Annotated in this window: 18 protein-coding genes; 12 read left to right on the top strand and 6 right to left on the bottom strand. The window is 72.8% G+C overall.

Annotation, left to right across the window (positions count from 1 at the left end; all coding sequences use genetic code 11):
• Positions 1-779 precede the first annotated feature (779 nt).
• From NIE79_RS34250 to NIE79_RS32280, 6 genes are all read left to right on the top strand, one after another.
• Positions 780-2,708, top strand: a complete 1,929-nt coding sequence (locus NIE79_RS34250) for a hypothetical protein (RefSeq protein WP_372471933.1) — start codon at positions 780-782, stop codon at positions 2,706-2,708.
• Between the two features lie 23 nt (positions 2,709-2,731).
• The gene (locus tag NIE79_RS32300; protein ID WP_238682169.1) at positions 2,732-3,706 is read left to right on the top strand and encodes an alpha/beta fold hydrolase; all 975 of its coding nucleotides are present in this window, start codon (positions 2,732-2,734) and stop codon (positions 3,704-3,706) included.
• Between the two features lie 5 nt (positions 3,707-3,711).
• Entirely contained in the window at positions 3,712-4,560 is an 849-nt protein-coding gene (locus NIE79_RS32295; protein ID WP_238682168.1) for a DUF3152 domain-containing protein, read from the top strand.
• A 188-nt stretch (positions 4,561-4,748) separates the two neighbouring features.
• Complete coding sequence (locus NIE79_RS32290) at positions 4,749-5,486, top strand: DUF3152 domain-containing protein (RefSeq protein WP_238682167.1); 738 nt, start codon at positions 4,749-4,751, stop codon at positions 5,484-5,486.
• Between the two features lie 123 nt (positions 5,487-5,609).
• Positions 5,610-6,791 (top strand): adenylyltransferase/sulfurtransferase MoeZ, encoded by a 1,182-nt coding sequence (gene moeZ, locus NIE79_RS32285; RefSeq protein WP_196919866.1) that lies wholly within the window; start codon positions 5,610-5,612, stop codon positions 6,789-6,791.
• Between the two features lie 145 nt (positions 6,792-6,936).
• Positions 6,937-7,770, top strand: coding sequence for a prenyltransferase/squalene oxidase repeat-containing protein (locus NIE79_RS32280; RefSeq protein ID WP_238682166.1), 834 nt, complete (start codon positions 6,937-6,939; stop codon positions 7,768-7,770).
• A 121-nt stretch (positions 7,771-7,891) separates the two neighbouring features.
• Here NIE79_RS32280 and NIE79_RS32275 read toward each other — a convergent pair whose 3' ends face one another.
• Both NIE79_RS32275 and proB read right to left on the bottom strand, forming a co-directional pair.
• Entirely contained in the window at positions 7,892-9,133 is a 1,242-nt protein-coding gene (locus tag NIE79_RS32275; protein ID WP_238682165.1) for a glutamate-5-semialdehyde dehydrogenase, read from the bottom strand.
• A gap of 21 nt (positions 9,134-9,154) precedes the next feature.
• Positions 9,155-10,312: a glutamate 5-kinase gene (gene proB / locus NIE79_RS32270; protein WP_238682164.1), complete on the bottom strand. Its 1,158-nt coding sequence runs from the start codon at positions 10,310-10,312 to the stop codon at positions 9,155-9,157.
• A gap of 13 nt (positions 10,313-10,325) precedes the next feature.
• Between proB and NIE79_RS32265 the strand changes: the two genes are divergently transcribed.
• From NIE79_RS32265 to NIE79_RS32255, 3 genes are all read left to right on the top strand, one after another.
• Positions 10,326-10,640 carry an MGMT family protein gene (locus NIE79_RS32265; protein WP_238682163.1) on the top strand — a complete coding sequence of 105 codons (315 nt, stop codon included), beginning with the start codon at positions 10,326-10,328 and terminating at the stop codon, positions 10,638-10,640.
• 180 nt (positions 10,641-10,820) lie between these two features.
• Positions 10,821-12,236 (top strand): MFS transporter, encoded by a 1,416-nt coding sequence (locus NIE79_RS32260; protein ID WP_238682162.1) that lies wholly within the window; start codon positions 10,821-10,823, stop codon positions 12,234-12,236.
• Positions 12,233-13,726 (top strand): pyridoxal phosphate-dependent decarboxylase family protein, encoded by a 1,494-nt coding sequence (locus NIE79_RS32255; protein ID WP_238682161.1) that lies wholly within the window; start codon positions 12,233-12,235, stop codon positions 13,724-13,726. The genes NIE79_RS32260 and NIE79_RS32255 overlap by 4 nt, the downstream gene beginning before the upstream one ends.
• A 60-nt stretch (positions 13,727-13,786) precedes the next feature.
• Here NIE79_RS32255 and NIE79_RS32250 read toward each other — a convergent pair whose 3' ends face one another.
• Together NIE79_RS32250 and NIE79_RS32245 are read right to left on the bottom strand one after the other, a co-directional pair.
• The gene (locus tag NIE79_RS32250; RefSeq protein WP_238682160.1) at positions 13,787-14,989 is read right to left on the bottom strand and encodes a hypothetical protein; all 1,203 of its coding nucleotides are present in this window, start codon (positions 14,987-14,989) and stop codon (positions 13,787-13,789) included.
• Entirely contained in the window at positions 14,982-15,542 is a 561-nt protein-coding gene (locus NIE79_RS32245; RefSeq protein WP_238682159.1) for an RNA polymerase sigma factor, read from the bottom strand. The genes NIE79_RS32250 and NIE79_RS32245 overlap by 8 nt, the downstream gene beginning before the upstream one ends.
• A 212-nt stretch (positions 15,543-15,754) precedes the next feature.
• On the opposite strand from NIE79_RS32245, the gene NIE79_RS32240 reads away from it, so the two are divergent.
• Positions 15,755-16,336, top strand: a complete 582-nt coding sequence (locus NIE79_RS32240) for an NADH-quinone oxidoreductase subunit B (protein ID WP_091402527.1) — start codon at positions 15,755-15,757, stop codon at positions 16,334-16,336.
• A gap of 54 nt (positions 16,337-16,390) precedes the next feature.
• On the opposite strand, the gene NIE79_RS32235 is transcribed toward NIE79_RS32240, so the two are convergent.
• On the bottom strand, positions 16,391-17,320 hold the full coding sequence (locus NIE79_RS32235; RefSeq protein WP_238682158.1) for a hypothetical protein: 930 nt from the start codon (positions 17,318-17,320) through the stop codon (positions 16,391-16,393).
• A 180-nt stretch (positions 17,321-17,500) separates the two neighbouring features.
• Between NIE79_RS32235 and NIE79_RS32230 the strand changes: the two genes are divergently transcribed.
• Positions 17,501-18,817 (top strand): DUF2252 domain-containing protein, encoded by a 1,317-nt coding sequence (locus NIE79_RS32230; protein ID WP_238682157.1) that lies wholly within the window; start codon positions 17,501-17,503, stop codon positions 18,815-18,817.
• A 16-nt stretch (positions 18,818-18,833) separates the two neighbouring features.
• Here NIE79_RS32230 and NIE79_RS32225 read toward each other — a convergent pair whose 3' ends face one another.
• Entirely contained in the window at positions 18,834-19,880 is a 1,047-nt protein-coding gene (locus NIE79_RS32225) for a glucose 1-dehydrogenase (protein WP_238682156.1), read from the bottom strand.
• 105 nt (positions 19,881-19,985) lie between these two features.
• Between NIE79_RS32225 and NIE79_RS32220 the strand changes: the two genes are divergently transcribed.
• A partial coding sequence (locus NIE79_RS32220) for an NADH-quinone oxidoreductase subunit C (protein ID WP_238682155.1) occupies positions 19,986-20,674 on the top strand: 689 nt, incomplete at its 3' end.

Here is a 20,674-nt window from a genome sequence, read left to right as displayed (position 1 = left end):
CCTGTCGCCGGGCGGGGCCGGCCGCCGGTGGCGGGCCCGGCCGCGCCGCCCAGGGTTCCCGGCCGGCAGAGACACATCGCGCCGGGGACACGCATCGTCCCGGCGAGACGCACCGTCCCGGCGAGACGCACCGTCCCGGCGAGACGCACCGTCCCGGCGAGACGCACCGTCCCGGCGAGACGCACCGTCCCGGCGAGACGCACCGTCCCGGCGAGACGCACCGGGCCGGGGAGTCGTCGGCCATCGAGCCTGACTGGTCGGGGCCGAGCTGGAACCGTCCGAGCTGGGGTGGCGGGTGGGCCCCACCGTGGTCCCGCCAGGACGACGAGCCGGCTGTCCCGTCAGCACGGGACGAGTCGGCGTCGGGCTGGGTCGCCGAGCCCCACCAGCCGTACGAGCCGGTGCGCGCCGAGGTGCCCCGCCCGTACGAGCCGGTGCGCGCCGATCCGCCCCGGGCGTACGAACCCGGCCGGGGCGAAGCCGAGTCCACGCCGGAGCGCCCCGCCGAACCGACCAGCGCACCACCGGCCGATCGTCCGTCCTGGGCTGGCGGTGCGTCGCCGACCAGCGCACCACCGGCCGACCGTCCGTCCTGGGCTGGCGGTGCGTCGCCGACCAGTGGTCCGCCCGCCGATCGTCCGTCCTGGGCGGCGTCCGGGGCGACCGGCGGACCCCGGGCCGACCGTCCGTCCTGGGCCGGTGGGGACGCCCCCGACCCCAGCAGCGCGTCGCCTGCGCGGCCGTCCTGGGCCGGGGGATCCGATCCGACGCCGACCAGCGTGCCGCCGGCGCGGCCGTCCTGGGCCGGCGGGTCCGAGGCGGCGACCAGCGTGCCGCCGGTACGACCGTCCTGGGCTGGCGGGTCCGAACCGCCCGCGACCAGCGGGGCGTCGACGCGGCCGTCCTGGGCCGGTGGCGCCGATCCGGCTCCGGCCAGCTCCCCGCCGACGCGACCCTCCTGGGCCTCCAGCCCGGCATCGGCCGACCCGCCCGCACCGGCCGACGCGACACCTCCGGCGCCCGCCGGCCCACCTCCGGCACCCGCCGGCCCACCTCCCACGCTGACCGACGCGCCACCGGCACCGGCGGGCCCGTCGCTGGTCGCGGAGCGCTCGTCCTGGACCGGCGGTTCGCCGACGGCGAGCAGTTCCCGGGCCGAGCGGCCGGACTGGTCCGAGGGTCGGCTCCCGACCACCCCGGTCGAGCGCCCGTCCTGGCCGGCCAGCCGGTCGGCCAGCGTCGGTGGGGGCGACGCAGGCGAGACGCCCGGCCGGTCCCGGCCCGATGTCCGGCCGACCGCGCCGTTCCGGCTCCGGCCGGCGACACCCGAGCCCGGTCCGTCACCCGTCGAGGCGCCCCAGCCGGCCGCGCCGGTCAACGACTCGCCTTCGACTGATGCCACAGCGTCCTCCACCGCAGGGGTCCCACCCGCCGCCACGAAGGGTTCCGGCCGCCGCGATCAGCCCGCAGCGGCGTCCGCCTCCGCCTACGCGGCGCGCCGATCCGCTCCCGACCCGACGTCGCCGGCCGACGACGGCCGGCAGTCGTCCCCGAGCGCGGTGGTGCTGCCGCAGCGCGTCCCCGCGGAACCGGACGTGCCCGTCGTGCCGGAGCCGCCAGCCGTGGAGCCACCCGCCGAAACCCCGGAACTCGCCCGCATCGCCACCCACCTGCGTCGGGACGACGAGCCAGCCCCACTGCGGGAGCGCCCCGAGGGGTTCGATGTCAACGCCATCCTGGACGCCGTCCGGGAGGTGGCCGGTGTGCGCGACGCGGCCCTGCGCCGTACGCCGGCGGGGGCGCACAGTCTGCGACTGGACCTGGCAGACGGCGCCGACCCGGCCGAGGTGAGCCGGCAGGTGGCCCGTCTGCTCCAGGAGCGGATGGGGTTGGCAGCGGCCCCGCAGAACGTGCCCGGCCTGCCCAGCACGCCACCTCCGCCGGTTCGCCGTCGCGCGGCCGAGCCCGCCGAGCGGCGTACCCCGGAGACTCGAAACGCGGCTTTGCGCGATCCCGGCGAGGTGCGGGCGGCCGAAGCGCCGACGGTCGTCCGTCCGCCCGGTGGTCGGTCCGACGCCCCGCCGGCCGCCCCGGAGCAGCGGACCAGCACGGACCCGACGCGCCGCCGCCGGTCGAATGCCCCGCACCGGGGGCGCGCCACGGTGGAGGAACCCGGGTCGGTCTCGGCCGCGCCGACCGGCGGCGCGACCGGTAGCCCGGCGACGCTGGGCACGTCGTACTCGGGTGGTCAGGTGACCACGACGGAGTCGGCGCCGTCCCGGCCGCTGGAGACCGGCGATACGCCGGGGCCCCGGGTGGTGATCGACCACGTGCAGGTCAGCACCTTCGGCCTGGACGCGAACGTGGAGGTCCGGCTGCTGGCCGGGGGCGACAGCGCCTCCGGGTACGCCACCGGGCCGGCGGTGGACGGCTACGTGTTGCGGCTCTGCGCTGTGGCGGCGGCGGCCGCCGTGGACGAGTTGCTGCGGGGCGCCGAGAACGCCGAGCGGGGGCGCTGTTTCGTCGAACACGCGGCGGTGGTGCCGTTCGGCAACTGCGAGGTGGCCACAGTGGTGGCCTTGCTGGTCTGTGAGGGCTGGGTCGAGCAACTCGCCGGGTCGGCCCTGGTCGCGGGTGATCCGCGTCAGGCGGTGGTCCGGGCGACGCTGGCGGCGGTCAACCGTCGGCTGGAGGCGCTGCTGTCCTGAGTGGTTCGAGGCAGACTGGAGCAATGAGACGCGCCACCCTCTGGCCGGACCACCTGCTCCCCGACGACCGCGTTCCGCCGCCCTGGCCGGGCCGGGAAGTCCGCCTCGACGGACGGGTCACGTACGTGCGGGACACCCCGGCCACCGCCGCTGGCGCGGAGCCGGCACTGTATGTGCACGGGTTGGGCGGGTCGTCGCAGAACTGGACCGACCTGGCCGGGCTGCTCGCCGATCGGCTGGACGGTCAGGCCATCGACCTGCCCGGCTTCGGCCGTAGCGAGCCGGGCCCGAGCTACACGATTCCGGCCTTCGCTGATCTGGTCGTCCGCTGGATCGAGCATTCCGGTCGAGGGCCGGTGCACCTGTTCGGCAACTCGCTGGGTGGCGCGGTGGCGGTCCAGGTCGCCGGGCTCCGGCCGGATCTGGTCCGCACCCTCACCCTGATCTCCCCGGCGCTGCCGTTCCTGGATTTCCGGCGTTCGTTGCAGGGGCGGATGCTGCCGGTGCTCGCCATTCCCCGAGGTGAGCGGCTGGTCGCCCGGCACCTCACCCAGCTCGCGCCGGAGGTGATGGCCCAGCAGGTGCTGGAGGCGTGCGTCGCCGACCTCAGCCGGATCTGCGAGCAGCGTCGGGCCGAGGCGCTGGAGGAGATCCGGGTGCGGTACGAGGCCGAGCACTACGCAGCCGCGTACGTCCGGACGTTCCGTGGGCTGGTCTCCAGTTTCCTGCGGGCGTACCTGCCGGGGCCGGGGTCGCTGTGGCGCCTCGCCGAGGCGGTACGCGCACCGACGCTGGTGGTGGGCGGTCTTCAGGACCGTCTGGTCGACGTGCGGGTGGCCCCGCAGACCGCCCGGGTCATCCCGGACAGCCGATTGATGATGCTCGAGGGCGTCGGCCATGTGGCGCAGTTGGAGGTTCCCCGGCTGGTTGCCCGCGCGGTGGTCGGCCTGCTCGCCGAAACGGAGGACGCCGCAGAGCGGTCTGATCTGGCAGGCTGACCTGGATGCCCAGCTCAGCCCGCCATCCAGCTCGCCGTCGGCGACGTTTCGCGCTGCTCTGCCAACTGGTGGCGGTGGTGGTGGCCGTCGGCGCGGCGGTGACAGTTGTCGCCGAGGGGTCGGGTGGGCATCCCGACGCCGACCGGTTGGCCGCCGAGGAGATCGGCGCGCCGCCGCCGCTGGTGGCCGGGCCGCTGCCGCCCGACCCCTCGCCCTCGGATGCGGTTCCGTCCAGCCCGCCCCCGGTGTTGCGGGTGCCCGGCGCGGTCCCGAGCGCCGGCACGGGCGGGTTCGGCTACGACGCCCGTTCCGGTCCGGTGCTGGGTCGGGCGGGCGAGTTGCGGCGTTACCGGGTCGCTGTGGAGTCGGGCAGCGACGAGGCCGCCGCCGAGTTCGCCCAGGCGGTGGAGACGGCGCTGGCCGGGCCGGGCAGTTGGGTCGACAGCGGCAGGTTGCGGCTACAGCAGGTGCCGGGGGCCGCGCCTCGGGACTTCACTGTCTACCTGGCCACCGCCAGCACCGCGGGTCGGATGTGCGCGAGGGGTGGGGTGGACATCCGGATCGGCGGTCGCCCGTACACGTCCTGTCGGGCGCCCGGTCAGGTGATCATCAACCTGGATCGGTGGCGGTTGTCGGTGCCGCACTTCGTCTCGGCCGGCGTGCCGTTGACTGTCTACCGGACGTACGTGATCAACCACGAGGTGGGTCACCAGCTCGGGCATCGGCACGAGCGCTGCCCCGGTGCGGGCCGGCCGGCGCCGGTGATGATGCAGCAGACGCTCTTTCTGAACGGCTGCCGGGTCAACCCGTGGCCGTACCTGAACGGGCGTCGATACACCGGGCCCGCCCTGTGAGGTGATCGGCCCGACACGCCGACCATTGAACCCTCCATCAGGCGTCATGCGGCAATAGCTATAAAAACGGAGAAATGCCCGAATAATCTGGCAGGCTTGCTGCCATGACGCCGTCGTCCCCTTACGGCCCGCCCCGGCCGCCCGATTCTCGGTCGGCGTCACGGGGTGTGCGTCCCGCGTTCGTTCGGATGCACCGGCGTCGTCGTCGCAGCATGTTGCTCGGCCTGCTCGTGCTCGCCGCCGCCATCGGCGTGACGGTCAGCCGGGGCGGCGAGCCGGCAACCGAGCCTCCGGCCACCACCCAGGGCGGAATGGGCCATGGCGGTGGGGTGGCCGGGCACCCGGCGCCCACCGGCTATCCGTCGGTCGGAGCGGGACGCTTCACGGCAGCCGACGGCGAGACAGCCGTGTACGGCACGGACGGGCCGCTGCACCGGTACCGGGTCGTCGTCGAACGCGGCGCCGGCCAGGACGCCGACACGTTCGCCGCCACCGTGGACGAGGTGCTGGCCGACCCGCGCAGCTGGATCGCGTCCGACGAACTGCGGGTGCAACGGGTCGCCGATGCCGGGGCCGCCGACTTCACCATCTACCTGGCCACCCCGGTCACGTCCGAGCGGATGTGCGCCGAGGGCGGGTTGACCACCGAGCGCTACACCTCCTGTCGGCTGCCCGGTCAGGTCATCATCAACCTCGCCCGCTGGATGGAGGCGGTCCCCGACTACGGCGCCTCGCTGGACACCTACCGGACCTACGTCATCAACCACGAGGTGGGCCACGAGTTCGGCGAGGAGCACGAGGCGTGCCCCGGCCCGGGGGAGCCCGCCCCGGTGATGCAGCAGCAGACGTACGGCCTGTACGGCTGCGTCGCCAACGCCTGGCCCTACCTCGACGGCCGTCGCTACGCGGGGGACATCGTCCCCTGATCGACGCTGTCGTCGGTTATTCCCGCTCCCGCATACCGGACCACGTGTCATCCCTCATGGCCGAGGGGGGCTCCCGCGAGCAACAATGGCGCGGTTCACACCGCCGATCCCGGGGAGTCCACCGTGTCGTTGCCCCCGCTCGTCGAGCCCGCCGCCGAGCTGACCGTAGACGAGATCCGCCGATACTCGCGTCACCTGATCATTCCGGACGTCGGGGTGACCGGCCAGAAGCGGCTGAAGAACGCCCGGGTGCTCTGTGTCGGCGCCGGTGGCCTCGGGTCGCCCGCCCTGATGTACCTCGCCGCGGCCGGGGTCGGCACGCTCGGCATCATCGACTTCGACACCGTCGACGAGTCCAACCTCCAGCGCCAGATCATCCACGGCGTCTCCGACATCGGCAGGTCCAAGGCCGAGTCCGCCGCCGCGTCGATCCGCGAGATCAACCCCCTGGTCAACGTGGAGATCCACAACACCGCGCTGGACCGCGAGAACGTCCGCGAGATCTTCGCCCAGTACGACCTGATCGTCGACGGCACCGACAACTTCGCCACCCGCTACATGGTCAACGACGCGGCGGTGCTGCTCGGCAAGCCGTACGTCTGGGGCTCGATCTACCGCTTCGACGGCCAGGCGTCGGTGTTCTGGGCCGAGCACGGCCCCTGCTACCGCTGCCTCTACCCGGAGCCGCCGCCGCCCGGCATGGTCCCCTCCTGCGCCGAGGGTGGCGTGCTCGGGGTGCTCTGCGCGTCGATCGGCTCGATCCAGGTGAACGAGGCGATCAAGCTGCTCACCGGCATCGGTGAGCCGCTGGTCGGCCGCCTGATGGTCTACGACGCCCTGGAGATGGAATACCGCAAGATCAAGGTCCGCAAGGACCCGAACTGCGCGCTCTGCGGCGACAACCCGACGGTCACCGACCTGCTGGAAGACTACGAGGACTTCTGCGGCGCGGTCTCCGAGGAGGCCCAGGAGGCGACGCTCGACTCGACCATCACCGCCCTGGAGCTCAAGGAGTGGCAGGACGCCGGCAAGGACATCTTCCTCGTCGACGTACGGGAGCCGGCCGAGTACGAGATCGTCCAGATCCCCGGCGCCACCCTGATCCCCAAGGGCGACATCATCTCCGGTGAGGCCCTCGCGAAGCTGCCGCAGGACCGGCAGATCGTGCTGCACTGCAAGTCCGGCGTCCGCTCGGCGGAGGCGCTCGCCGCGCTCAAGGCGGCCGGATTCAAGGACGCCGTGCACGTGCAGGGCGGCGTGCTCTCCTGGATCAAGCAGATCGACCCGTCGCTGCCCGCGTACTGACGATTGCGCCGGGGTGGCCCACGCGGCCGCCCCGGCAAATCGACGCAGATGACGCCGAGCGGCCGTGCGGCCGGAGCGACGCAGCCATTCCGGGCTGGCCGATTCTCCGAGGCGGCATTGCGTCTGCGCAGGTAGCGTCTCCGCCGTGGTCGACTTGGAAGCCGCGATCGGGTTCGTCGTGGCGCATGGGGATGCGGTGGAACGCGCCCGCCTCTCCTGGCTCCGCAACGGCACCGCCGTGCCCGCCGAGTTGCTGGAGACGGCCGAGGTCGGCCAGTCACCAGACGGCGGTTGGCCGGCCACCTGGGGCGGCGAGGTCGCCTCAATCGACGCCACCTGCTTCCGGCTCGCCGAGCTTGACGACCTGGGCGCGCTCGGCCGTCCCGCCGCCCGCCGCGCACTGGACTGGCTGGCGTCCCGGCAGCAGGCCGACGGCGGTTGGGAAGAGGACGCGTCGCTGGCCGACTCGGCACCGGAGTGGGCCCGTCCCGGCGACCCGGAAGCCGGGTTCCTCGTGTCGGCCAACGCCGGCTTCTGGCTCACCGTCGCCGGCCTGGACGCCCGGGCCTCGGGGCCGCTCGACCATCGGGTCGGTGGGGCGTACGCCGGGGTGGTGCAGGCGGCGGCCCACTCGCTCGCCGCGCGGCTGCGCCCGGACGGTAGCTGGCCGTCGTACCTCGCCGCCGGCTGGCTGAGCGCGGCAGTGCTGCACCGGCAGGAGATGTTCCAGGAGTCCGCCCGGATCCAGGTGGTGCTCGCCGAGCGGATGCCGAAGATGTCCTCCGGGGACGTGGCGTGGCTGGCGGCCACGTTGCGTCGCGCCGGCGTCGACCCACAGGACTGGATCATGGTGCGGGCGCTGCGCCGGCTGACCGAGACCCAGCGCAGCGACGGCGGCTGGGAGAGCGACGACGGCCACCAGTTCGACGTGCACGCCACCCTGTCCGCGATCCGCGCAGCCCGCCCCAAGCCCAGCTGACCCCCCCGCACCCCTGCCCTCTGCCGCGATCTTGCAGTTCCTGTCGCCGATCTGCGATGAATGCACCTTATGTCGCCGCAGTAAGTGCAAGATCGCCGCAGAGGGAGGCGCGGAGGGGGCTCTAGCGCAGGTGGCCGTCTCCGGTGACGACGTACTTGGTGCTGGTCAGCTCGGGGAGGCCCATCGGGCCGCGAGCGTGCAGCTTCTGGGTGGAGATGCCGATCTCCGCGCCGAAGCCGAACTCGCCCCCGTCGGTGAACCGGGTCGAAGCGTTCACCATCACCGCCGCCGCGTCCACCCTCGCCACGAAGTCGCGGGCCGCGCTCGCCGAGTCGGTGACGATCGCCTCGGTGTGCCCGGTGCCGAAGCGGCGGATGTGCGCGACCGCCGCGTCCAGCGAGTCGACCACCGCCACCGAGATGTCGGCGGACAGGTACTCGGTGGCGTAGTCCTCCTCGGTGGCCGGGACCACGGCGGCGGAGTGGGCGGCCACCTCGGGTGAGCCGTGCACTGTCACCCCCGCCTCGGCGAACGCGGCCAGCACCGGCGGCAGGAACGCGTCGGCGATACCCGCGTGCACCAGCAGCGACTCGGCGGTGTTGCAGGTGGACAGGCGTTGCGTCTTGGCGTTCAGCGTCACCGCGACGGCCTTCGCCAGGTCGGCGGCGGCGTCGACGTAGACGTGGCAGTTGCCCACCCCGGTCTCGATCACCGGCACTGTCGACTCCTCGACCACAGTGCGGATCAGCGACGCGCCACCGCGCGGAATGAGCACGTCGACGAGCCCTCGGGCACGCATCAGCTCCTTGACCGAGTCACGGGAGCTGGCGTCGAGCAACTGCACCGCGTCGGCGGGCAGACCGGCCCCGGCGACCGCGTCGCGCAGCACCGCTACCAGCGCGGCGTTCGACTGCGCGGCCGACGACGACCCGCGCAGCAGCGCCGCGTTGCCGGACTTGAGGCAGATCCCGGCGGCGTCCACCGTCACGTTGGGCCGCGCCTCGTAGATGATGCCGACCACACCGAACGGCACCCGGATCTGGCGCAGCTCCAGGCCGTTGGGCAGGGTGGACCCGCGGACCACCTCACCGACCGGGTCGGGCAACGCGGCCATCTCACGCAGCGCGTCGGCGATGCCGGCCACCCGACCCGCGTCGAGCGCGAGCCGGTCCAGCACGGCCCCGCTCAGCCCGGCCTCGCGGCCGGCCGCCAGGTCCGTCTCGTTCGCGGTCAGGATCTCCGGGGTACGCGCCACCAGCGCGTCGGCCATCGCCACCAGCGCGGCGTCCTTGACCGTACGCGTGGCCACTGCCAACTCAGCGGCGGCGTCCCGCGCCCGTCGCGCCTGCTCGGTCACGCTCATGCCTGCACTCCTCGGGTTGGCTCACAGAAGTACCAGGTCGTCGCGGTGGACGACCTCTCGTTCGTACGCCGGGCCGAGCGCCGCGGCGAGTTCGGACGTGGAGCGGCCGAGCAGCCCGGGCAGTTCCACCGCGTCGTAGTTGACCAGCCCTCTGGCGACAGATGCGCCGGCGGTGTCCACCAGGTCCACCGGGTCGCCGGCAGTGAACGTGCCGTCGACGGCGGTGATGCCGGCCGGGAGCAGCGACTTGCGCCGCCCGACGACAGCGGCGACCGCGCCCGGGTCGAGGTGCAACCGTCCTCGGGGCGAGGTGGCGTGGGCCAGCCAGAACAGCCGGGCCGTCGGGCGTTGCCGCTGCGGGTGGAAGAGCGTGCCGACCGGTTCGCCGGCCAGCGCCGGCGTGGCCAGGTCGGCGGCGGTGAGCACCACCGGGATGCCGAAGCCGGTGGCGATCCGGGCGGCCTCGACCTTGGTCACCATGCCGCCGGTGCCGACGCCGGACCGGCCGGCCCCGCCGATGGTGATGCCGGCGAGGTCCGCGTCGTCGCGCACCTCGGTGATCCGGGTCGAGCGCGGATTGGTGGGGTCGCCGGTCCAGAGCGCGTCCACGTCGGAGAGGAGCACCAGCAGGTCGGCGTGCACCAGCGCGGCCACCAGGGCGGCCAACCGATCGTTGTCGCCGAACCGGATCTCCTGGGTGGCTACCGTGTCGTTCTCGTTGACGATCGGCACCGCCCGCAGGTCGAGCAGCTTGCGCAGCGTCCGGTACGCGTTGCGGTAGTGCGCTCGCCGGGTCACGTCGTCGACGGTGAGCAGCACCTGCCCGACGGTGCGGCCGTGCCGGGCGAAGCTGGCCGCGTACCGGCCGATCAGCAGCCCCTGCCCGACGCTGGCGGCGGCCTGCTGGGTGGCCAGGTCGCGCGGGCGTCGGGACAGCCCGAGTGGGGCGAGCCCGGCGGCGATGGCGCCGGAGGAGACCAGCACCACCTCGCGCCCTTCGGCGGTGAGCCGACCGAGGGTGTCGACCAGCGTGTCGACGCGCTCGTCGGCCAACCCGCCGGTGGCGGTGGTCAACGAGGAGGATCCGATCTTGACGACGACCCGCCGGGCCGTCGTGACTGCGTCGCGCACCCGACCATTCTGCGTGGTCACGGCCGCACCGCCCGGCGGCGTTCCCATATGGTGGCGGATTGTGACTCCTGACGAGTACGTCGAGGCGGTGCTCGACCTGGTCGAGCGGATCCCGGAGGGCCGGGTCATGTCGTACGGCGGGGTGGCCGACGCGCTGTCCGAGCGCTCGGGACGTGCCTCGGCCCGGTTGGTCGGCAACATCATGGCCCGGCACGGGGGCTCGGTGCCCTGGCACCGGGTGGTGACCGCGAGTGGTCGACTGCCGCCGGGGCACGAGCGGGAGGCGCGGGCCCGACTGCTGGCCGAGGGGGTGCCGCTGCGCGGCGAGGGGGTGGACATCGCGGCGGCGGGCTGGTCGCCGCAGGAGGGGTGCTGATCCGGCGACGGGCAGGACGTGCGACGGCGCCCCGCCCCGACAGGGGACGAGGCACCGTGCTGTCGTTCAGAGTGACGGCGGCTGCGGCCGAGCGCTGCCGCCAACCTGACTGTTCGGCTGTGCGCACCAGGGCCGGCAGGTTGGTCAGCCGTCGACCTAACGTGAGTAACATTCGGGCCCATGAAAACGCCGCCGGGCGCCCGCTCGTCAGCCAACGGCCCGCTGCCCCGATCGGTGCATGCCGGCTACGCGCTCGGTTCACTGGCGACCGGAGCGTTCGGCACAGTGCCCGGCCTGCTGCTGCTGCCGTACCTGACCGACACGCTGGGCGTGGCCGCCGGGCTGGCCGCCCTGCTGGTGTTGCTGCCCAAGGCCTGGGACGTGCTGGTCAACCCGGTCGCCGGGCGGATCTCCGACCGCACCCGGTCGCGGTGGGGCGCCCGTCGGCCGTACCTGCTCGTCGCCGGTCTCGCGCTCGCCGTCCTGTTCGCGTCGATCTTCGCCGCGCCCTTCGGCAACGGTCCGGCCGCCGTGGCGTACGTCGCGATCGCCTTCTTCGCCACCGCCACCGCGTTCGCCTTCTTCCAGGTGCCGTACGTGGCGATGCCGGCGGAGCTGACCGGTGACTACGCCGAGCGCACCCGGTTGATGACCTGGCGGATCGCGGTGCTGGCGCTCGCCATCCTGGCCTCCGGCGCTGTCGCGCCGCTGGTGGTGACCGCCGGTGGTGACGGTGTGGCCGGGCACCGCTGGATGGGCCTGTTCGTGGCGGTGCTGATCGCCCTCGGCGCCCTCGGCGCGTTCCTGGGCACCCGGTCCGCGCCGACCGGCACCGTGGGCGAGAGCGAGCCGACGCTGCGCGCCCAGCTCGCCGTGGCCGGTGCCAACCGCCCGTTCCGGGCGCTGTTGATCTGTTTCGTGGTGCAGTCCGCCGGGGTGGCGACGATCCTGGCCGGGGTCAACTACTTCGCGGGGCAGATCCTGCGCGACGAGGAGAGCGGGCCGACACTTCTCTTCGTCTGCTTCGTCGGGCCGGCGCTGCTGGTGATGCCGATCTGGAGCCGGATCGGTGCCCGGCTGGGCAAGCGGACCGCGCTGGTGGTCGCCTCGCTGATCCTCGCCGTCGGTGCGTTCGCCCTGGTCGCCGCGCCGGTGCTGCCGCCGGTCGCCGTCTATCTCGTGGTCGCGCTGATCGGCGTCGGGTACGCCGGGCAGCAGGTCTTCGCGCTGGCGATGTTGCCGGACTGCATCGCGCACGAGACGGCGCGCACCGGTCGACGGCAGGCGGGCGTCTTCACCGGGCTGTGGACCGCCGGGGAGACCTTCGGCCTGGCGCTCGGCCCAGGAATCTACGGACTGGTGCTTCAGCTCTCCGGCTACGTGTCCTCCGACACCGGCTCGGCGGCGGCCCAGTCCGACACGGCGAGGCTGGGCGTGCTGCTCGGCTTCACGCTGATTCCGGCCCTGCTGATCGCCCCGCCGATCCTCCTGCTCCGCCAGTACACCCTCACCGCCCACAGCGACCTGGTCGATCATGGAGTTGTGTTGGGGGACGAAAGCCGTGACCGTCACGAGAAGGGCACCGTAACTCCATGATCGACGAGAACAGGGTTGAGGCTGGGGCGCTTTCCGCCACCGGGGTTCCGGCGGAACGGGTTCTTGAAGAGGTACGGCAGCTGCGGGCGAGTGACGCGCCCACCCACGGGGGACGGCTGTTCGCGTACGTCTACGACCCGGCGGTGCCGGGGCTGGACGAACTGGCCGCCGCCGCCCACCGGGAGAGCGCGCACGTCAACGGGTTGGACCCGACAGCGTTCCCGTCCCTGCTGGCCATGGAGAACGCCCTCGTCGGTGCCGCCGGCCGGGTGCTGGGCGCCGGCCCCGGGACCACCGCCCCGGACGTCGTCGGCAGCGTCACCAGCGGCGGCACCGAGTCACTGATCCTCGCCGTCAAGACCGCCCGGGACGCCCACCCGGAGATCGCCGCACCCCGGATCGTGGTGCCGTCGAGCGCGCACGCGGCATTCGCCAAGGCTGCGCACTACCTGCGGGTGGCGCTGGACGTCGTGCCGGTCTCCCCGGAGACGCTGCGTCCCGACCCGGCCGCGATGGCCGCCGCGATCCGCCCGGAGACGGTGCTGGTCGCCTGCTCCGCGCCGTCGTACGCGCACGGGGTGGTGGACCCGGTCACGGAGATCGCGGCCGCCGCCGCCGAGGCCGGGGTGCGCTGCCACGTGGACGCCTGCTTCGGCGGCTGGACCCTGCCGTACCTGCGCCGACTCGGGGAGCCGGTGCCGCCGTTCGACTTCGCGGTGCCCGGGGTCACCTCCATCTCGGTCGACCTGCACAAGTACGCGTACGCGCCGAAGGGGGTGTCGGTGCTGCTGCACCGCGACGCCACGCTGCGCGCCCCGCAGTACTTCGCGTACGCCGACTGGCCCGGCTACACGATGATCAACCCGGTGATCGCGTCCACCCGCTCGGGCGGCCCGATCGCCGCCGCGTACGCCACTGTGCGGCACCTCGGCGACGACGGTTACCTGCGGCTCGCCGCCATCACCCGGGACGCGGTGACCGGGCTGGCCGACGCGGTCCGCGCCGTCGACGGGCTGCGGCTGATGGCCGAGCCGGAGTCGACAGTCGTCTGCTTCACCGCCACCGAGGGTGGCCCCGACCTGTTCGTCCTGGTCGACGAGCTGACGGCGCGGGGCTGGCACACCCAACCCCAGCTGTCCTACGACGGTCTGCCCGCCAGCGTGCACCTCACTGTGACCGCCGCGGTCGCGCCCCGGGTCGCCGAGTTCGGGCCGGACCTGACCGATGCGGTGGCCGCAGCCCAGGCGGCCGGTCCGGTCGCCCTGCCGCCCGAGCTGACGGCGCTGGCGACGTCGCTGACCCCGGACGCGCTGACCCCGGAGCTGGTCGCGGGCCTGGCCGCCGGGCTGGGCATGGGCGGCGAGCCCGACGGCGCGCCGCTGCCGAAGCGGATGGCTGTGGTGAACACGCTGCTCGACGCGGCGCCGCCGGCGCTGCGGGAGCGGCTGCTGGTCGAGTTCGTCGGCCTGCTGCAACGTCCCACCTGGTGACCGGAGCGCCAGCCGCGACGTACTCCCCCGTGGCGTACGTCGCGGCCGGCGACCGGAGCCTCACCGGTAGGTCATCCGCGCCTGGTTGTCGGCGTCGTTGATCTCCAGCAGGTTGCGGAATCCGGCGTCCATCGCCCAGACACGCACGTCGGCCTTCCCCGTGCCCAGCGCGACCCCCTCGGCCACCCGGAAGCTGAGGTCCAGCCGCACCTCCGCTCCCGCTGCCAGCCGACCGAGGAGGCAGGTCACCGGCTCGCTGGAGTGCTGGGGCTCGCCCCCGCACGGGGCCCATCCGTCGACGTCCGGACGCACCGCCGCAGGTACGCCGAGCTGTAGGTCCACACGTTCGACCGGCTTGGTGCCCCGGTTGCGAACCCGCACTGTGGCCGTACCCGTGCGGGAGCCGTCGTCCGCCGTGGTCAGCACGAGGTCGGTGGCGGTGACCGAGACGTCCGCCGAGTGCGGATTCCGGCCGAAGGTCGTCGGCCCGGAGACCTGGGCGAAGCCGTCGCCGTTCCAGCGGTAGCCCCGCCACTGCCGTTGTGACCACTCACCGGGCCAGCCACCCCCGGGTGCGATGTCACCGACCTGCACGCGGACCGTGCCAGCGCTCACGACATCCAGCGCGAACAGCCACTGCGGCTTGTCGATGGTGGTCGCGACCACCCGGCCGAGCGTGATCACCTTTCCGTCCTCGTCACGGTCGAAGGCGACCACCTGCATCGGCCCGCGGGTGCCGAGCACGCACTGGACGAGCGCCACCGTCTCCACCGCGCCGTCCCCGTCGAGGTCGCCGTGGTCGAGTGCCAGGAGCGAATTCTCGCCCTCCCGGCCCTCGGCGGTGAGCCGCGTCTGCGACGTCGGGCAGCCTGGTCCGGCCCGCCATGCCGGCAGGGTCACCGGTACCCCCAGCAGTTGGGCCCGGCTGAGCCGGCCGTCCGGCACGGTTGTGGTCGGGCTGGCACTGGTCCCGGCAGGGCTGGGGGTCGGACTCGGCGGCGTGGGCGCCGGTGACACCGAGATGCTCGGCGTCGGGTCGACCGGACCGGGCCGGTGGTCCGGCCCGCTCAACGCCGCGTATCCGACGGCCGACCCGCCGAACAGGGCGAGCGCCGTCGTGGCGGTGGCAGCCAGCCGACGCCGGCCGCGGCCTCGTACGGTCCGTCGAACGGCGGCGGGTCCCGGCGCCTCGACCTCCGCCAGCGCGGTACGGCGGTAACTGGCGAACGTTTCGGCGAGGTCGAGGGTCTCCTGCTCAGACATCCCGCACCTCCTCATGGGTGTCGCGTAGGTAGGTGGCGAGTGCGGTTCGGCCCCGGTGCAGCCAGGACTTGACCGTCCCTTCGGCGACCTGTTCCTGGGCGGCGATCTCCGCGACCGTCAGGTCGGCGAGGTAGTGCAGTACGACGGCCCGCCGCTGCTTCGGCGGCAGCTTCGCCAATGCGGCGTCGACGGCGACCCGGTCCGGGCTCGGCTCCGCGACATGTGTCTCCCGCTGCCGCAGCAGCCACAGCTGAGCGGTCCGCAGGCGCCGCCAGCGGTTGTGGCCCAGGTTCCAGGCGACCTTCCGGACCCAGGCCAGGGGGTCCTGGTATCCGGCGAGCCGGTCCCAGCGGGCGTACGCCCGACAGAACGCCTCCTGAACCAGCTCCTGCGCCTGCCCACGATCGCCCGTGTACGCGGTCAGCTGCACCACCAGGCCGCGAAAGTGGGCGTGGTAGAAGTCGTCGAAGACCAGCTCTGCCGGCGCGGAGGTTGCGGTTCCCGGTGGGTCCGGCGGGCGGCCGCCCACCGGCACATCGCGTGTCACAAGCACTTGTCCTCCCCGTGGCGGCTGCCGGCGGTGTGTTCGCCAGCACCGGTCACACAAGCGAGCCCACCAACAGGTTGCGCGTCAATCGGGCCCGATCCGTTGTCAGGTGCGTGACAAGCGGCGAGACTCTGAGCGCCAGCAGGGATCGTGACCGGCCCCAACGGGTACGCGCCGGAGCTGTGATTGACTGTTCGACGGGTAGGAGGGAGGCGGTCGTGCAGCTGCCGGCAGTGCTCGGTGAGCCGATCCGGTTCGTGCTGAACTGGGGGCGCCGCTACTCGCTCTGGGTTTTCAACTTCGGTCTGGCCTGCTGTGCGATCGAGTTCATCGCCACCAGCATGGGTCGGCACGACTTCATCCGACTCGGCGTGATCCCGTTCGCCCACGGCCCCCGCCAGGCCGACCTGATGGTGGTCTCCGGCACTGTGACCGACAAGATGGCCCCGGCGATCAAGCGGCTCTACGACCAGATGCCCGAGCCGAAGTACGTCATCTCGTTCGGCGCCTGCTCCAACTGCGGCGGCCCCTACTGGGATTCGTACTCGGTGACCAAGGGTGTCGACCAGCTCATCCCGGTCGACGTGTACGTGCCCGGCTGCCCGCCCCGGCCGGAGGCGCTGCTGCACGGCATCCTGCGCCTACAGGAGAAGATCGCCGCCGAGCAGTCCGGCATCGGGGGTGTGCCGCAACGGGACGTGCTGGCCGCGCCTCTGGACGCCCCGCCCCGCGAGGCCGCCGCGCCACGCTCGGTCGACTCGCTCACCGCCCCGCCGGTCCGCCCACCCACCGCGAGCTGAGGGCGGTCAGCCGCCACCCGGAGGTGATCCGGGCGGCGGCCGTCCGCGGGTGGCTCAGCTGGTCGGCAAGGCCAGGGTGAACGTGGCGGTGTTGTCGCTCGGATTGGCGTCCACGTCCCCGTACCAGAAGGTGGACACCTCAAAGGTGATGATGTCCTCGGCGTCGGCCGGGTCGGTCGGCGGGCTGATGATCACATCGAAGCTGCGCTCCTCGCCGCGCATCATCCGCCCTCCGGGCACCGATGTCGTGTCCGACATCGCCGGGCCGTCACCGGGGACCGTGTACTGGATCACCGCTCCGGCGGGCAACGGACTGGCCTTGAGGTACAGGCCCAGGTGCGGCGCGTCGCCCCGGTACCGGACGGTCACCGGCACGCGAAGGTTGCCGTAGCCGTCCGGGTCGATGGTGGCCCGGCCCACCGCCGTGATGGCGGCGTTCGGCTGAGTGTCCTGCACGTAGAGGCGGGGATCGGTCAGCGACCCCGTGGTGGAACGGAACCGGGCGTTGAACGACTCGCGCGCCAGCAGTCCGCCCTGGCCGGAGTGGACCTCGACCCAACCCCCGCCCATCCTCATCGGGTACGTCCGGGGGTTGGTCAGCACGTCGAAGTTCAGTGCCACCTGGACGGTTTCACCCGGGGCCAGCCGCGACCCGTCGGGCGTCAGGCCGCAATCGAGCACCCGGCGATCGTCCCCTGGAGTCAGTCGGGCGGCGTCGCAGCCGAACTTACCCTCTGGGAAGGAGCCTGGTACCGGTTCGCGCAGCGTGATGCCGAAATAGTCGGCTTCGGTGCCGGTGTTGGTGACGGTCAGTGGGATGCTGCCGTGGTAGCCACGCTCGGTCGGCTCCAGGATCAGCTTGCCCAGCGAGACGGTGGCGCTGGAGGTTTCCGCCGGAGCGGCGGTCGCCGCCCCGGCTGAGCCGATCGTCGCCGTCAGGCCGAGCAGCGCGGCGGTGAGTAGGGTCCCCGTTTTCTGGATCATATGGTGCTGGTCCTCCATGGTCGACGCCCGGCGGGGGGACCTGCCGCTCGCTGATGGCAGCGCAGCGATCGACCAACGTGACAGTGGTGTCCGGGCCCCCGCGCCGTGACCCAGACAGCATGATCGATGGATGGGCAGTTCGCCACCCAGTTGTGGACCCGCCGCACTAGCCTGCGCACTATGAGCAGCTCAGCGGACCAGCGGTCCACCCACATCGTCGACGTGCTCACCGAGGAGTTCGGCGCGTCGATGGCGATCGACCCCGCCGCTTTCCGCCGCAAGTTCCGCAAGATGGCGGCTTCGCCGTTCGCCTTCTACCGGGGCAGCGCCGCGCTGTTCTACGCCGACCAACTCGGTGACTTCGCCGACGACCGGTTCTCCGACGAGCAGACCAGCCGGGTGTGGATCCACGGCGACCTGCACGCGGAGAACTTCGGCACCTACATGAACGCCTCCGGCCAGCTGGTGTTCAACGTCAACGACTTCGACGAGGCGTACGTCGGGCCGTTCACCTGGGACCTGCGTCGGCTCGCGGCCAGCGTGGCGCTGCTCGGCTACGGCAAGGCGCTCTCCGACACCGCCATCGGGGAGCTGGTGGCCGGGTTCGCCCGGTCGTACCTGACCGAGCTGCGGGCCATCGCCGCCGGCGGTGACGACGCGATCGGGTCGATCACCCTGGACAACGCCGACGGGGTGCTGCGTCGGGTGCTCCAACGGGCCCGGCTCAACACCCGCGTCGACCTGCTTGCCGCGCAGACCACCATCGACAACTACGAGCGACGCTTCTCCATCGGCGACGGGGTGTTCGAGATCGACGACGCCACCCGGGACCTGGTCAGCGCCGCCTTCCAGGACTACCTGGGCACCCTGCCGACCGCCTCGACGCAGCTGCGCCCGGTGGCGGCGCGGATCAAGGACGTGGTGCTGCGCAAGGGGGTGGGGATCGGCTCGGCCGGGCTGCCGTCGTACAACCTGCTGTTGGAGGGGCACACCCAGGCGCTGGAGAACGACGTCGTCATCTACATGAAGCAGGCGCAGGTGCCGGCCGTGGCGCGGTACGTCACCGACGAGTCGGTCCGCGGCTACTTCCAGCACCAGGGGCACCGCACCGCCGAGTCGCAGCGGGCGTTGCAGGCGCACGCCGACCCGTGGCTGGGCTTCACCGAGCTGAACGGAACCGGTCAGCTCGTCGCCGAGGTCTCCCCGTACGCCGCCGATCTGGACTGGTCGGACGTGAACGAGCCGGAGGAACTGACCGGCGTTCTCGTCGACCTTGGCCGGGCGGTGGCCCGGATGCACTCTGTCGCCGACGACGAATCCAGTCACGACCTGGTCGACTACTCCACCGAGGAGGCGATCGTCGCTGCTGTGGACGCCGACGAGGCGGGCTTCGTCGCCCACCTGGTGGATTTCGCGCACTCGTACGGGGTGCGCGCCCGCCAGGACCACCAGCTCTTCGTCGACCTGTTCCGCAACGGTCGACTGCCGGGCATCTGAGCGGGCGCGGCGTCGCTCAGGACGCGAACTCCAGCACCACCTTGATGTCGTCCGGCCCGGGGGTGTACGCGTCGGCGTACCGGTTCACCGGGACCCGCCGGGTGATCAGCGACTCGAGCCAGACCTGGTCGGCGCGGGCGAGTGCCTGCGCGGCCATGTTCCAGTGCCGCCGGTTGGCGTTCACCGAGCCGAACACCACGTTGTTCTCCAACACCAGCGCCCGGTTGAGAGCCCCGGCGTCGAAGTCGATGCTCCGGCCACCGCTGGACACCCCGGCCAGGCACACGATTCCGGTCGGTGCCGCCTTGCACATCACGTCGAGGACCACAGTGGGAGCGCCGGTGCACTCGATCACCACGTCGGGCTCGAAGGGCAGGTCGTTGACCGGCACCGTGTGGTAGGTGGCGCCGAGCCCGGCGACCAGCTCCGGCTTCGGCCCCTCGGTGTTCCGGTCCAGCACGTGGACGGTGAGCCCGCGCTGGGTGCCGAGCAACGCGGCCAGCAACCCGATCGGTCCGGCCCCGGTCACCAGGACGGTCTGCGGCTGCCACTCGGCCCGGTGCCCGATCCGCTCGATGTGGTCCCAGGCCTTCGCCACCACACTCGTCGGCTCCAGCAGCACGCCCACCTGGGCCAGCGCCGGGTCGAGCCCGACCGCGAACCGCGGCTCGACCCGCCAGCGGTCCCGGGCGAACCCGGCCAGGCCCTTGATGCCGTGTTCGGTGTACTGACCGTTGCGGCACATGTCCCACTCGCCGACCGCGCAGTTCGAGCAGGGCACCGGGTCGGGGTACCGGACGATCCCGGCCACCAGGTCACCGGGTTGCAGGGTGCCGCTGGAATCCTCGATCACCCGGCCCAGTGACTCGTGCCCGATGACCAGGCGGTCGGCACCAGGCGGCGCCTCGCCGTACTCCCCGGCGATGATCTCGTGGTCGGTGCCGCAGATCCCCACCGCCAGCGCCTCGACCAGGACAGAGCCCTCCTCGGCAGCCGGTTCGGGCTGATCCTCGACGAGGCTCAGCGAGTTGGCTACCCCAGGTCTCACCGTCACAGCGCGCACACCCTCATCTTTCCCCGCCGAGGCGTGCGCCGCTTCCAAAGCCGGCAGATCGTTGGGCATCGGCGGCGGCCAGGCGCGGGTCCGGCCGGCACTAGGATCAGCGGCATGACTCCCGAAGAGGTCGGCGCTCGACTGGTCGCGCTGCTCGCGCCGGTTGAGGCGACCCCGTCGGTCTCCGGCGGGCAACGGTTCGCCCGGGCCACAGTCGATGTGCCGCCCGCGAGTTGGCTGACAGCGATTTCCGCCGCCCGTGACGACGCGGAACTGGCCTGCGACTTCTTCGACTGGCTGTCCGCCGTCGACGAGTTGGCCGAGGGCTTCGACGTGGTGGCGCATCTGTGGTCGACGCGACTACGGCACGGCCTGCTGCTGCGTACCCGGTTGCCGCGCGGCGCGCCCACTGTCGCCTCGGTGGTCGACGTCTACCCCGGTGCCGCCTGGCACGAGCGGGAGACGCACGAGATGTTCGGCATCGACTTCGCCGGCCACGGGGAGCTGCTGCCGCTGCTGCTGCCTCCGGAGTTCGAGGGCCACCCGCTGCGCAAGGAGTTCGTGCTGGCTTCCCGGGTGGCGAAGCCCTGGCCGGGCGCAAAGGAGCCGGGCGAGTCCGAGGCCGGCGGCGGGCGTCGACCGATCCGCCCGCCGGGCGTCCCCGCTCCGGGCGAGTGGGGGCCCACTCCCACCCCGGCGGGCGCCGGTGGGGTGGGGGAGGGCCCGCGTGGCGGCACCCCGGCCAGGCCGGCCCGTGAGCGTCCGGCGCGGCCCGCTCCGGGGGCCCGTCCGTCGCGTACTCC

Source organism: Micromonospora trifolii (assembly GCF_022229005.1).
Classification (GTDB): Bacteria; Actinomycetota; Actinomycetes; order Mycobacteriales; family Micromonosporaceae; genus Micromonospora; species Micromonospora trifolii.
Note: the sequence above shows the minus strand (reverse complement) of the source record. Positions and strands in the feature narration are given on the sequence as shown.

Coding starts and splice junctions, on each gene's coding strand:
- NIE79_RS32300 (WP_238682169.1), top strand. CDS start 2,732: ATGAGACGCGCCACCCTCTGGCCGGACCACCTGCTCCCCGACGACCGC.
- NIE79_RS32295 (WP_238682168.1), top strand. CDS start 3,712: ATGCCCAGCTCAGCCCGCCATCCAGCTCGCCGTCGGCGACGTTTCGCG.
- NIE79_RS32290 (WP_238682167.1), top strand. CDS start 4,749: ATGCACCGGCGTCGTCGTCGCAGCATGTTGCTCGGCCTGCTCGTGCTC.
- NIE79_RS32275 (WP_238682165.1), bottom strand. CDS start 9,133: ATGAGCGTGACCGAGCAGGCGCGACGGGCGCGGGACGCCGCCGCTGAG.
- proB (WP_238682164.1), bottom strand. CDS start 10,312: ATGGGAACGCCGCCGGGCGGTGCGGCCGTGACCACGCAGAATGGTCGG.
- NIE79_RS32260 (WP_238682162.1), top strand. CDS start 10,821: ATGAAAACGCCGCCGGGCGCCCGCTCGTCAGCCAACGGCCCGCTGCCC.
- NIE79_RS32255 (WP_238682161.1), top strand. CDS start 12,233: ATGATCGACGAGAACAGGGTTGAGGCTGGGGCGCTTTCCGCCACCGGG.
- NIE79_RS32250 (WP_238682160.1), bottom strand. CDS start 14,989: ATGTCTGAGCAGGAGACCCTCGACCTCGCCGAAACGTTCGCCAGTTAC.
- NIE79_RS32235 (WP_238682158.1), bottom strand. CDS start 17,320: ATGATCCAGAAAACGGGGACCCTACTCACCGCCGCGCTGCTCGGCCTG.
- NIE79_RS32230 (WP_238682157.1), top strand. CDS start 17,501: ATGAGCAGCTCAGCGGACCAGCGGTCCACCCACATCGTCGACGTGCTC.